The following is a 12,697-nucleotide window of genomic DNA, read 5'->3' as shown; positions in this document are numbered from 1 at the left end:
CGTGAAATTGGATGAAATTGCCCGTCTAGCTGGAGTTTCCCGTACAACCGCCAGTTACGTTATCAATGGTAAAGCTAAACAGTATCGAGTCAGCGATAAAACTGTTGAAAGAGTGATGTCTGTTGTTAAGGAACATAACTATTATCCAAATGCGGTCGCTGCTGGGTTGCGAGCTGGCCGTACCAATTCAATTGGCTTAGTGATCCCGGACTTAGAAAATAGCAGTTATACTCGGATTGCCAATTATCTTGAGCGCAATGCGCGTCAATGTGGTTATCAGTTACTTATTGCCTGCTCTGAAGATCAACCTGATAACGAAACACGGTGTATAGAGCACTTATTAAAGCGTCAGGTGGATGCAATCATTGTTTCTACCGCTTTAGCACCTGAACATCCTTTTTATCAGCGCTGGGCTAATCGTTCATTACCCATTATTGCTTTAGATCGCGCATTAGAACCGCAGCATTTTATTAGTGTTGTAGGCGATGATTTACAAGATGCCAAAATGTTAGCAACTGAATTACATAAATTTTCAGTTGAAAAAGTTCTCTATTTAGGCGCGTTACCTGAGCTTTCAGTTAGTCTATTACGTGAACAGGGATTTAGAGAATCTTGGCAAGAAAATTCAAATTCAGTCACTTATTTATATGCTAGTAGTTACGAACGCCATGCTGCTGAAGAAATATTTGCGCAGTGGCTACATTATAATGAAATGCCGAAAGCATTTTTTACCACATCATTTTCTCTGTTACAGGGCGTAATGGACGTGATGTTAAAGCGTGATGGACGATTAGCTAGTGATATTGTGATTGCAACTTTTGGTGATAATGAATTGTTAGATTTTTTAACCTGCCCAGTATTATCTGTTGTGCAACGTCACCAAGCTATTGCTGATAAAGTAATAGAATTGGTATTAGCGAGTTTAAGTGAAAATAACAAGCCAAGTATTGGTATAACACGTATTCAACGTGACTTATGTCGAAGAGGTAGCTTAAGTCGTAAAATTTAACTTAAGTTGAAAATATCTAATCAAATTTTAAAAATGCGCTATTAAAATGGCGTATTTTTAAAAAATTAATAAACTAATAACAATAAATGGCAATAATTCAGATAATTCTTAATAAAATTGTTTCGAATATTAAGATTTAGACATAAAATAGTCACGGACAGATATAGAATATTTTTCTATTCAACGTATGGAATTTATACGATTAGCAAAATAAAAAATTACTGTGTATTTATCAGTATGTGTAATATACTGATAAATAATACAAATTTTAAAATTGCGCTGAAAATAATTTTGGGGAAGTTTGATTAATTGTTATTTATATGGATAAAGTGTTATCTGAAAGTTGATTTAAAATGAAGCATTGGTTGTATATCTTAGTTTTTAATTCATTTTTTGCGAAATAAATAAGTTTCGGCAGTGAATATAAGTATAAAAATTAATTTATTCAATTTTATCATAATGTTAATTGTTTTTAATTTTTTACTCGTCAGAAAACCCACCTAATCATCTTCCAACATTATTCTGTAAATAAAACTAAAGCTCTGTTGCTCTTGCTTGACAAGATTTTCATACCCTTCGTAAACTCTATAGTAAGTGGGAAATTGTGGTGTAATGTGGTGATTTTTGTAATATAAGGGTTGAAGAGATATGTTTCGTGGCGCAACACTCGTCAATCTCGACAGCAAAGGGCGATTAACTGTGCCTACGCGTTATCGCGGTATGCTGAGCGAGGAGTCGGAAGGGCAGATGGTTTTTACTATCGACCTTCATCAGCCATGCCTATTACTTTATACATTACCTGAATGGGAAATTATTGAAAAAAAACTATCACAACTTTCTACTATGAATCCGGCTGAACGTCGTGTTCAGCGTTTATTACTTGGACATGCCAGTGAATGTCAGATGGATAGTGCAGGTCGTCTTTTGCTCGCTAATACCTTGCGACAACATGCAGGGCTCAAGAAGGCAGTCATGCTGGTTGGTCAAATTAATAAATTTGAGTTATGGGATGAGCAGACTTGGTATCAGCAAGTACAAGCAGATATTGAGGCTGAGCAGAGCGCAAATGAACCATTATCAACGCGGTTACAGGATCTATCTCTTTAATATGGCAGACAGTCGATTTAAACATATCAGTGTGCTTCTTGATGAAGCAGTCAATGGATTGAATATAAAAGCAAATGGTATTTATGTTGATGGTACATTTGGCCGGGGAGGGCACTCGCAATTAATTCTCTCTCGGTTAGGCAGTAAAGGGCGTTTGATAGCGATAGATCGTGATCCACATGCAGTGGCAGCCGCTGAAGAAATGATTACTGATAACAGATTTTCAATTAAACATGGTTCTTTTTCTCAGTTACAAACATTTATTGCACAAGAGGGATTAGTTGGCAAGATTGATGGCGTACTGCTTGATTTAGGTGTTTCATCACCGCAACTAGATGATCCAGAGCGAGGTTTTTCTTTTATGCGTGATGGACCATTAGATATGAGGATGGATCCGACAACAGGTCAATCTGCTGCACAATGGTTGATGAAGGCGGATGAAGCAGATATAGCCTGGGTATTGAAAACTTATGGTGAAGAACGATTTGCCAAAAGAATTGCAAAAGCGATTGTGGCTCGTAACCATCATTCAGCGGAGGAACCATTAACACGGACAAAGCAACTCGCAGAATTGATAGCACAAGTCAGCCCGTTTAAGGAAAAACATAAGCATCCAGCAACGCGATCGTTCCAGGCAATCCGCATATATATCAATAGTGAATTGGAGGAAATTGCAAAAGCGCTAGAGGGTTCATTAAATATATTGGCACCACAGGGACGGCTATCGATTATTAGTTTTCACTCATTGGAAGATAGATTGGTTAAGCGTTTTATCCGAGAGCATAGCCGGGGACCAAAAGTCCCAGTCGGATTACCATTAACCGATGTGCAATTAAAAGCAATTGGTAGCCCTATATTGAAAGTGTTAGGCAAAATGAAACCGACCGAAAGAGAAATTATTGAAAACCCACGAGCAAGAAGCTCCGTTGTGCGTTTTGCTGAAATGTTGGAATGATAATGACAGCGGAAAAATATAGCTTAATTAGGATCATTGCTTATGATATTTTTCGCCACGGAGCTGTCCCATTGATTCTGTTGATAGTGATTATTATATCAGCGATTTCAATTGTTACAGTCAGTCACCAAACACGGTTATTAACGGCGCAAAAGGATTTGATGACAGAAGAAAAAGAATCATTAGATATAGAATGGCGCAATTTGATTTTGGAAGAGAACTCCTTAGGAAATCATAGTCGAGTTGAGCGCCTTTCGGTAGAAAAGCTACAAATGATCCATGTAGATCCGACGCAAGAACATATTGTGATTGCAAAATAGTTTAGTAAATAGGTAAACAACATGAAGCCTGCGCGCTCAGTGAAGTATAGAAGACGGTACGAAGAAAAAGTTAGCTATGTTAGCTGGCGTTTCTTGCTATTGTGCGCGGGCATAGGATTGGCATTAATTGGTCTGATTGTTCGTGTTACTTACCTGCAAGTTATTAATCCGGAAGAGCTTGTTAGGGAAGGTGACATGCGCTCGCTTCGCGTTCAGAAAGTGACGGCTGCACGCGGCATGATAAGTGATCGTGAGGGGCGACAGTTGGCAGTAAGTGTTCCGGTTTATGCTATTTGGGCTGATCCGAAAATAATTTATGAAAATGGTGGATTAACCAATGATGAACGTTGGCAAGCTTTAGCGGATGAGTTAAGGATACCACTTGAACAAGTCAACCATAAAATTAGTCTTAATTCTAACAGTCGGTTTGTCTATTTAGCTCGTCAAGTCAATCCATCGGTTGGTGAATATGTTGGTAAATTAAAAATAGCGGGTATTTATTTACGTAAAGAGTCGCGTCGTTATTACCCATCTGGTCCAGTTGCCGCACATTTGATTGGAGTGACTGATATTGATGGGCAGGGAATTGAAGGAATTGAAAAAAGCTTTAACTATCTGTTAACTGGAGCGCCAGGTGAAAGGATAGTGCGTAAAGATCGTTATGGGAAAGTTATCGAAGATATTTCTTCCATTGATAGTCAGGTTGCCCACGACTTGGTATTAAGTATTGATGAACGCATACAGTCGTTGGTTTATCGTGAATTAACCCGCAGTGTAATGGAAAATAAAGCCGAATCGGGTACCGCTATTTTGGTAGATGTTCACACGGGTGAGGTATTGGCAATGGCCAATAGCCCATCCTATAACCCGAATAATCTTGCGGGTACCCCAACTGAAGTCATGCGTAACCGTGCGATCACCGATGTATTTGAGCCCGGCTCAACGGTTAAACCGATGGTGATTGTCAGTGCATTGAATAATGGAATTATTAAAGCCAATAGTGTGTTAAATACTCAGCCCTATATGATTAGTGGTCATGAAATTAAAGATGTAGCAAGGTATAGTGAGTTATCTGTTACCGGTATTTTACAAAAATCAAGTAATGTTGGTGTTTCAAAATTAGCATTAGCGATGCCTGCGGATGAGGTGGTGGATGTTTATGCTCGTTTTGGTTTAGGTAAACCAACAAATTTAGGATTAATTGGGGAAAGTAGTGGCATCTTTCCTAATAAAAAAACGCGGTGGTCTGAATTTGAAAGGGCCACCTTTTCTTTTGGTTATGGGTTAATGGTTACACCATTACAGTTAGCGCGAGTTTATGCAACAATTGGTAGTTTTGGTATTTATCGTCCGCTATCAATAACAAAAGTTGATCCGCCGGTATCAGGTGCGCGTATTTTCCCTGAGGGAATTATGCGGACAGTGGTTCGCATGATGGAAAGCGTCGCATTGCCTGGTGGTGGGGGCGTCCGAGCCGCAGTGAAGGGTTATCGAATAGCGATTAAGACAGGTACAGTAAAAAAAGTCGGCAATGATGGTCATTATATTAATCAATATATTGCTTATACGGCTGGAGTTGCACCGGCAAGTAACCCTCGCTATGCCCTGGTTGTGATTATCAATGAACCCACTGCGGGGAAATATTACGGTGGTGCTGTTTCTGCACCCGTATTTGGAACCATTATGGGTGGCGTTTTACGTTTAATGAATGTAGAGCCTGATGCATTGACCTCAGATGATAATGAATTAGTAATTAACAAGATAAAAGAGGATACAGGTGGCAGATCGTAATCTACGCGATTTACTTGCACCACTGGGTGTTAACGCGCCAGATAAGGTGTTACGAGAAATGACGCTTGATAGCCGTAAGGTAGCGGCAGGAGACCTATTTTTAGCAGTTAAGGGCCATCAAAAAGATGGACGGCAATATATTTCTCAAGCGATAGCGCAAGGTGTTGCCGCCATTATTGCTGAAGCAAAAGGAGAGACAGAAGCTGGGACGATTCGATATATGCATGGCGTTCCTGTCATTTATATTAATGATCTAAATAATCAATTATCACTGTTAGCAGGCGAATTTTATCAACATCCAGCGGCAAAGTTGCGATTGATTGGTGTAACAGGAACTAATGGTAAAACAACAACTACTCAGCTAATTGCTCAGTGGGCAAAGGGATTGGGCGAAGTTAGTGCCGTAATGGGCACAGTGGGTAACGGAATATTAGGACAGATTGTACTTAGTGAAAATACCACCAGCTCAGCGGTTGATGTTCAGGCTGAATTGCAGTTGTTGCTGGATAAACAGGCTACTTTAGTTGCGATGGAAGTTTCCTCCCATGGTTTAGTGCAAAGCCGTGTTGCGGCTATTCCTTTTACCGCGGCTGTATTTACTAATTTAAGTCGTGATCACCTTGATTATCATGGTGATATGCAAAATTATGCAGCGGCAAAATGGTTATTATTTTCAACCCATAAATCTGATAAACAGATTATTAATGTGGATGATGAGACGGGTTTGCAGTGGCTTGAAAAATTACCACAGGCATGTGCCGTTTCGATGGAAAATCGTATACCTACTGATTGGCAAGGTGCTTGGATGTTAGTAGAGCAAGTTGATTATCATGATCGTGGAGCGACTATTCATTTTAATTCAACTTGGGGAAAAGGCTCGCTTAAAAGTCCCTTGATGGGGGCTTTTAATGTCAATAATGTTATGTTGGCTATGGCAACACTGTTAATGATGGGTTACCCATTTGAAGCGGTAATAAAATCATCGCATGCCATACAACCAGTTTGTGGACGAATGGAAGTCTTCACTTCACCTGGACGGCCAACTGTTGTGGTCGATTATGCTCACACTCCTGATGCGCTCGAAAAAGCATTAAGTGCGCTACGTCTGCATTGTCGTGGCAGACTTTGGTGTGTATTTGGTTGTGGCGGTGATCGCGACAAGGGTAAACGTGCATTGATGGGGAGTGTGGCTGAACAGTATGCTGATATTGTGGTAGTAACCGATGATAATCCACGTAGTGAAGAGCCAAAAGCCATCATTAATGATATTTTAAGCGGTTTTCTTGACGCGGGTCGGGCAATGCCGATTGTCGGGCGCGTGGAAGCGGTTACCAGTGCGATTATGCAGGCAAATGCTGATGATGTCATATTAATTGCCGGTAAAGGGCATGAAGATTATCAAATTATTGGTGATCGGCGGCTTGATTATTCCGATCGCTTGACGGTAGCACGATTATTGGGGGTGATGGCATGATCCCTATTTCATTAAAGCAATTGGCTACTGTGACACAAGGCACTCTGCAGCAAATAGATGAACAGCAGGCTGGCAGCTTATGGCTTAATGCGGTAACAACGAATAGTCGCCAGCGGCCCATTAAGGGTTTGTTTATTGCTTTAAAGGGTAAACATTTTGATGGTCATCATTTTGCTGAACAGGCTACTATAGCGGGTGCTAGCGCATTGTTAGTTGAGCGACCGCTAACCATTCACTGCCCACAAGTTATAGTTGAAGATACGCGCTTAGCAATGGGAAAATTAGCCGCTTGGGTTCGATCGCAAAGCAAGGCTAAAGTTATTGGACTAACGGGTTCTTCTGGCAAAACCTCGGTTAAAGAGATGGTGGCCGCCATTCTAACTCAATCCGGCATGACACTTTTTACTGAAGGTAATTTCAATAATGATATTGGTGTACCATTAACGTTATTTCGTTTGACGGCAGAGCACGAGTATGCAGTGATTGAAATGGGAGCTAATCATATTGGTGAAATTGCCTATACAACTAATATGGTTAGACCGGATAGCGTATTAGTCAATAATTTATTTGCTGCCCATCTTGAAGGTTTTGGTTCATTAACGGGTGTTGCTAAAGCAAAAGGCGAGATTTTTCAAGGATTAGCGGAACAAGGAACGGCGGTTATTAATTTGGCTAGCCATGATTGGAAAAATTGGCAATCGTATTTTAAACAACAGCAAACCCTATGGCGTTTTTCGCTAACAAAACAGCAACAGGCTGATTTTTATGCGGAAAATATTGCAATTAAATCAACAGGTAGCGAATTTGAGTTGCATACACCGATCGGTGTGGCCTCAATATTTTTAGCCTTGCCAGGTAAACATAATATTGCCAATGCATTAGCGGCTAGCGCGTTAGCAATGTCAGTGGGGGCAACCCTTGAGCAAGTTAGTCTTGGATTGGCACATGTTCAGCCAGTATCAGGTCGTTTATACCCGATTTATTTAGCGCCCGGTAAGCTTATTTTAGATGACACTTACAATGCTAATACCGGCTCTATGATTGCCGCCGCCGATGTTTTGTCCCAAATGCCAGGCTACCGTATCTTGGTTGTTGGTGATATGGGGGAATTAGGCGATAAGACTGAAAAATGTCATCAGGAGGTCGGCGTGGCGACTCGCCAAATGAAGCTTGACCGAGTGTTAAGTGTCGGTCAACAAAGTGTCATTATTAGCCAACAGAGTGGTTGTGGTGAGCATTTTGCTTCTAAAAAAGAGTTAATTGCGAAACTGATCCCATTAATAAAAGAACACGAAACCGTATCAGTTTTAGTTAAAGGTTCGCGCAGTACAGCAATGGAAGAAGTTGTACACGCCTTACAGGAGTGCTTTTTATGTTAGTCTGGTTAGCCGAATATTTAGTTAAATATTTTTCTGGCTTTAATCTTTTCTCCTATTTGACATTTCGGGCTATTACCAGTTTGTTAACGGCTTTGGTGATTGCGCTATGGATGGGACCCCATTTGATTTTCTATTTGCAAAAATTACAAATAGGTCAGGTTGTGCGTGATGAAGGTCCCGAATCGCATTTTAGTAAGCGTGGTACGCCTACCATGGGAGGCGTATTGATTTTATCTTCTATTGTAATTTCAGTCATGCTATGGGCGCGGTTAAATAATCCCTATGTTTGGTGCGTACTAGTTGTTTTATTGGGATATGGCGTTATTGGTTTTATTGATGATTATCGTAAAGTGGTGCGTAAAAACGCTAAAGGGTTGATAGCTCGTTGGAAATATTTCTGGCAATCCTTATTAGCTCTGGGTGTCGCATTTGTTTTATATAGCACAGGTAAGGATACGGCAGTCACGCAATTGGTTGTACCCTTTTTTAAAGATGTCATGCCACAACTGGGTCTGTTTTATATTTTACTGACTTATTTTGTCATTGTCGGCACAAGTAATGCAGTTAATTTAACTGATGGATTAGACGGTTTAGCGATTATGCCAACGGTTTTTATTTCCGCCGGCTTTGCACTAGTGGCTTGGGCAACGGGTAATTTCAATTTTGCTAACTATTTAAAAATTCCTTATATCAATCATGCAGGTGAATTAGTCGTGGTTTGTACGGCAATTGTTGGTGCCGGTTTGGGATTTTTATGGTTTAACACCTATCCTGCGCAAGTTTTTATGGGTGATGTTGGCTCTTTAGCATTAGGCGGTGCATTAGGAACGATTGCAGTTTTACTACGGCAAGAATTTTTATTATTGATTATGGGTGGGGTGTTTGTCGTTGAAACCTTATCGGTCATTTTACAAGTGGGATCATTTAAACTGCGTGGCCAACGCATTTTTCGCATGGCACCGATCCATCATCATTACGAATTAAAAGGCTGGCCTGAACCTCGAGTTATTGTGCGTTTTTGGATCATTTCATTAATGTTGGTATTGATTGGATTAGTGACATTAAAGGTACGTTAATAATGGTTAATTATCAGGGCAAAAAAGTTGTCATAATCGGGTTAGGCCAGACAGGTCTATCTTGTGTCGACTTTTTTCTCTCTCGCCAGGTTGTACCACGCGTGATTGATACCCGAATAACACCACCAGGTAAAGACAAATTGCCTGCCGAAGTCGACTGTCACTGTGGCAGTTGGAATAATGAATGGCTGATGGCAGCTGATTTGATCGTCGTTAGCCCAGGTATTTCCCTTGCTACCCCAGAATTAAAAATAGCAGCAGATAAAGGGATTGAAATTATTGGTGATATTGAGCTTTTTTGTCGCGAAACGCACAAACCTATCGTGGCTATTACTGGCTCTAATGGTAAAAGTACGGTTACAGCACTAGTTGGCGAAATGGCAAAAGCAGCTAATTGGCGAGTGGCAATTGGTGGTAACATTGGGACGCCGGCTCTGACATTATTAGCCAAAGATTATGATTTATATGTATTAGAGCTTTCCAGTTTTCAACTTGAAACAACATCCAGTTTAAAGGCAGCGGTAGCAACCATATTGAATGTGACAGAAGATCATATGGATCGATATCCGTCTGGCATTCAACAATATCGTGTAGCTAAGTTACGAATTTATGCTGGCGCTAAAATTTGTATTATTAATCAACAAGATCCACAAACCTGGCCATTGCGCGGTCGTGATGCTCGTTGTATCAGTTTTGGCATTAATAGCGGCGATTATCAATTGAATACCCGTTGCCAAGAATTACAAATAAAAGGGCAGCCTATTATTAATACCGCTGAAATACGGTTAGTTGGGCAGCATAACTATCTTAATGGAGTGGCTGCCCTGGCTTTAGCTGATGCAGTGAATATTCCGCGTAAAGCCAGTTTAGCGGCATTAACTCAATATGCAGGCTTGCCCCATCGTTGCCAATTAGTTCATCAGCATCTAGGTATTCAATGGGTAAATGATTCTAAAGCAACCAATGTTGGCAGTACGGAAGCAGCTTTAAAAGGTTTACAAGTCGCTGGTACGCTTTATTTATTATTGGGTGGGGAGGGGAAATCGGCAGATTTTTCACCATTAAAACCTTATATCTCAGCAAAAAATATTAAATTATGCTGTTTTGGCCGTGATGGTTATCAATTGGCACAGTTAAAAGCAAATAGTTTGCTACTAGATACAATGGAGCAATGTCTACGGGTCATCGTACCTGAATTGAAAGCCGGTGATATGGTACTTCTTTCACCGGCTTGTGCCAGCTTCGACCAATTTCGTAATTTTGAGCAACGGGGTGAACGGTTTAGCCAATTAGCGAAGGAATTAGGTCAATGATGATATTCAACTTCAAACAGCTGAAAAATTGGGCCAACGGTGAGCCTGATAACGATGTGCTGGATACGATCCTTTATGATCGTACTTTAGTTTGGCTAACATTAGGTCTAGCTATAATCGGTTTTATTATGGTGACATCAGCTTCGATGCCGGTTGGGCAGCGTTTAACTCAAGATCCTTTTTTCTTTGCAAAACGAGATGTTATCTATCTTATTTTATCATTTGCTTTAGCTTTATTAGTCTTAAATATGCCAATGATATGGTGGGAAAAATATAACTTTTTATTATTAATCACCGCCTTAATACTGTTATTAGTGGTACTGGTTGCCGGAAGCTCAGTTAATGGTGCTTCTCGTTGGATTAATACCGGGATTGTTCGTATACAGCCGGCTGAGGTCGCAAAATTAGCCCTGTTTTGCTATGTCTCCAGTTATTTAGTTAGAAAAACTGATGAAGTACGAACACGATTTTTGGGCTTTATTAAGCCGATGTGCATTCTAATATTGATGGCTATTTTGCTGCTATTGCAACCTGATTTAGGTACAGTAATTGTATTGGTTGTGACCACTTTAGCATTGCTATTCCTTGCGGGCGCTAGATTAGCGCCGTTTATTATTGGTATTGTTATTTGTGCGGTAGGTGTTATTGGCTTGATTTATTTTGAACCTTATCGTTTACGTCGAATAACCTCTTTTCTCAATCCATGGGCAGATCCTTTTGGCAGCGGCTATCAATTAACACAATCTTTGATGGCTTTTGGGCGTGGTGAATTATGGGGCCAAGGTTTAGGTAATTCTATTCAAAAATTAGAATATTTGCCTGAAGCACATACTGATTTTATTTTCTCGGTTTTAGCCGAAGAACTCGGTTATATCGGTGTTGTGTTAGTACTTTTAATGTTATTTTTCGTTGCTTTTCGCAGCATGATGATTGGCAAACGGGCGTTAGATGCAACGCAACATTTTTCGGGTTATTTAGCTTGTTCAATTGGTATCTGGTTCACTTTCCAAGCATTGGTTAATGTTGGCGCAGCAGCAGGCATGTTACCAACTAAAGGATTGACATTACCGTTAATTAGCTATGGTGGCTCTAGCCTATTAATTATGTTTATTGCCATTGCTATCTTGTTACGTATCGATTTTGAAACACGCCTTAAGAGAGCGCAAGCATTTGTAAGGAGAACGAAATGAGCCAACCAAAACGCCTCATGGTGATGGCAGGTGGTACCGGAGGACATGTTTTTCCGGGACTGGCGGTGGCTGATTATCTAAAGCAACAAGGCTGGGATGTACGTTGGTTAGGAACTGCTGACCGGATGGAGGCAGATTTAGTTCCAAAGCACGGCATTGAAATTGAATTTATAAACATTTCAGGTTTACGTGGTAAGGGTATTAAAGCATTGCTGATCGCGCCGTTTAAAATTATTAAAGCAATAAAGCAGGCAAAAGTGATTATGCAGCGTTATCAACCTGATGTGGTATTAGGTATGGGGGGATATGTTTCTGGCCCAGGCGGCGTGGCTGCATGGTTATGTAATATTCCAATTGTACTGCATGAGCAAAATGGGGTAGCAGGCTTAACCAATCGTTGGTTAGCAAAAATTGCCAAGCGTGTTTTACAGGCATTTCCAAGTGCGTTTCCTAATGCTACGGTAGTCGGAAACCCAGTTCGTGAAGCAGTATTAGCATTACCTGAGCCTGAAGAACGTTTAATTGATCGTGATGGCGCTATTCGAATATTAGTGATAGGTGGTAGTCAAGGAGCAAGAGTTTTAAACCAAATATTACCCGAAGTCGCTGCTCAATTAGATGGAAAAGTGACCATTTGGCATCAAGCAGGTAAAGGTGCTCAACAAATGACGGAAACTTTATATAAAAAGTTATGCGGTAAATCAGATAATTATAAAGTAACTGAATTTATTGATGATATGGCGGAGGCTTATGCCTGGGCTGATATCATCATTTGCCGCGCTGGTGCTTTAACGGTTAGTGAGGTCGCTGTTGCCGGCTTACCGGCAATTTTTATTCCTTTCCAGCATAAAGATCGGCAGCAGTATTGGAATGCATTACCGTTAGAAAAGGCAGGCGCAGCGAAAATTGTTGAGCAGCGGCAATTTTCAACCGATGTGTTGGTAAAACTTTTAAATCAATGGTCGCGCCCGCAGTTATTAGACATGGCGAAAAAAGCTAGAGCGGCATCAGTTACTGATGCAACTAAACGTGTGGCGGCAGCCTTAATTGAAGTTGCTAAATGAAATCGATTTTGCATTGAAT

At 40.6% G+C, this 12,697-nt stretch carries 11 protein-coding genes; all 11 read left to right on the top strand.

Annotated features, from left to right (window positions below; genetic code table 11):
• Position 1 precedes the first annotated feature (1 nt).
• The 11 genes from cra (at position 2) to murG (ending at position 12,678) form a co-directional block, all read left to right on the top strand.
• Positions 2-1,009 carry a catabolite repressor/activator gene (cra, locus tag ArsFIN_RS14995; RefSeq protein WP_026821758.1) on the top strand — a complete coding sequence of 336 codons (1,008 nt, stop codon included), beginning with the start codon at positions 2-4 and terminating at the stop codon, positions 1,007-1,009.
• 648 nt (positions 1,010-1,657) lie between these two features.
• Positions 1,658-2,116: a division/cell wall cluster transcriptional repressor MraZ gene (mraZ, locus tag ArsFIN_RS14990; protein WP_026821759.1), complete on the top strand. Its 459-nt coding sequence runs from the start codon at positions 1,658-1,660 to the stop codon at positions 2,114-2,116.
• Position 2,117: 1 nt separating this feature from the next.
• Entirely contained in the window at positions 2,118-3,071 is a 954-nt protein-coding gene (rsmH, locus tag ArsFIN_RS14985) for a 16S rRNA (cytosine(1402)-N(4))-methyltransferase RsmH (RefSeq protein ID WP_026821760.1), read from the top strand.
• Between the two features lie 2 nt (positions 3,072-3,073).
• The gene (gene ftsL, locus ArsFIN_RS14980; protein ID WP_081700608.1) at positions 3,074-3,391 is read left to right on the top strand and encodes a cell division protein FtsL; all 318 of its coding nucleotides are present in this window, start codon (positions 3,074-3,076) and stop codon (positions 3,389-3,391) included.
• 21 nt (positions 3,392-3,412) lie between these two features.
• Positions 3,413-5,182 (top strand): peptidoglycan glycosyltransferase FtsI, encoded by a 1,770-nt coding sequence (ftsI, locus tag ArsFIN_RS14975; protein ID WP_026821762.1) that lies wholly within the window; start codon positions 3,413-3,415, stop codon positions 5,180-5,182.
• Positions 5,169-6,656 carry a UDP-N-acetylmuramoyl-L-alanyl-D-glutamate--2,6-diaminopimelate ligase gene (murE, locus tag ArsFIN_RS14970; RefSeq protein ID WP_026821763.1) on the top strand — a complete coding sequence of 496 codons (1,488 nt, stop codon included), beginning with the start codon at positions 5,169-5,171 and terminating at the stop codon, positions 6,654-6,656. The genes ftsI and murE overlap by 14 nt, the downstream gene beginning before the upstream one ends.
• Entirely contained in the window at positions 6,653-8,035 is a 1,383-nt protein-coding gene (gene murF, locus ArsFIN_RS14965) for a UDP-N-acetylmuramoyl-tripeptide--D-alanyl-D-alanine ligase (protein ID WP_026821764.1), read from the top strand. The genes murE and murF overlap by 4 nt, the downstream gene beginning before the upstream one ends.
• A complete protein-coding gene (gene mraY / locus ArsFIN_RS14960) occupies positions 8,029-9,111 on the top strand; it encodes a phospho-N-acetylmuramoyl-pentapeptide-transferase (RefSeq protein ID WP_026821765.1) in 1,083 nt (360 codons plus the stop codon). Before murF ends, mraY begins: the two co-directional genes overlap by 7 nt.
• Before the next feature lie 2 nt (positions 9,112-9,113).
• Positions 9,114-10,424 (top strand): UDP-N-acetylmuramoyl-L-alanine--D-glutamate ligase, encoded by a 1,311-nt coding sequence (murD, locus tag ArsFIN_RS14955; protein WP_026821766.1) that lies wholly within the window; start codon positions 9,114-9,116, stop codon positions 10,422-10,424.
• Entirely contained in the window at positions 10,421-11,614 is a 1,194-nt protein-coding gene (ftsW, locus tag ArsFIN_RS14950) for a cell division protein FtsW (RefSeq protein ID WP_026821767.1), read from the top strand. Before murD ends, ftsW begins: the two co-directional genes overlap by 4 nt.
• Positions 11,611-12,678, top strand: coding sequence for an undecaprenyldiphospho-muramoylpentapeptide beta-N-acetylglucosaminyltransferase (gene murG / locus ArsFIN_RS14945; protein ID WP_026821768.1), 1,068 nt, complete (start codon positions 11,611-11,613; stop codon positions 12,676-12,678). The genes ftsW and murG overlap by 4 nt, the downstream gene beginning before the upstream one ends.
• The last annotated feature ends 19 nt before the right edge of the window (positions 12,679-12,697 follow it).

It is taken from the genome of Arsenophonus nasoniae (assembly GCF_004768525.1).
Classification (GTDB): Bacteria; Pseudomonadota; Gammaproteobacteria; order Enterobacterales; family Enterobacteriaceae; genus Arsenophonus; species Arsenophonus nasoniae.
The sequence above is the reverse complement of the archived record's forward strand: the minus strand, read 5'-3'. Positions and strand labels throughout refer to the sequence as shown.

Excerpts from the sequence above, each read along its gene's own strand:
- murF (WP_026821764.1), top strand. The coding sequence starts at position 6,653 with ATGATCCCTATTTCATTAAAGCAATTGGCTACTGTGACACAAGGCACT.
- ftsI (WP_026821762.1), top strand. The coding sequence starts at position 3,413 with ATGAAGCCTGCGCGCTCAGTGAAGTATAGAAGACGGTACGAAGAAAAA.
- ftsL (WP_081700608.1), top strand. The coding sequence starts at position 3,074 with ATGACAGCGGAAAAATATAGCTTAATTAGGATCATTGCTTATGATATT.
- murD (WP_026821766.1), top strand. The coding sequence starts at position 9,114 with ATGGTTAATTATCAGGGCAAAAAAGTTGTCATAATCGGGTTAGGCCAG.
- ftsW (WP_026821767.1), top strand. The coding sequence starts at position 10,421 with ATGATGATATTCAACTTCAAACAGCTGAAAAATTGGGCCAACGGTGAG.
- rsmH (WP_026821760.1), top strand. The coding sequence starts at position 2,118 with ATGGCAGACAGTCGATTTAAACATATCAGTGTGCTTCTTGATGAAGCA.
- mraY (WP_026821765.1), top strand. The coding sequence starts at position 8,029 with ATGTTAGTCTGGTTAGCCGAATATTTAGTTAAATATTTTTCTGGCTTT.
- murG (WP_026821768.1), top strand. The coding sequence starts at position 11,611 with ATGAGCCAACCAAAACGCCTCATGGTGATGGCAGGTGGTACCGGAGGA.
- mraZ (WP_026821759.1), top strand. The coding sequence starts at position 1,658 with ATGTTTCGTGGCGCAACACTCGTCAATCTCGACAGCAAAGGGCGATTA.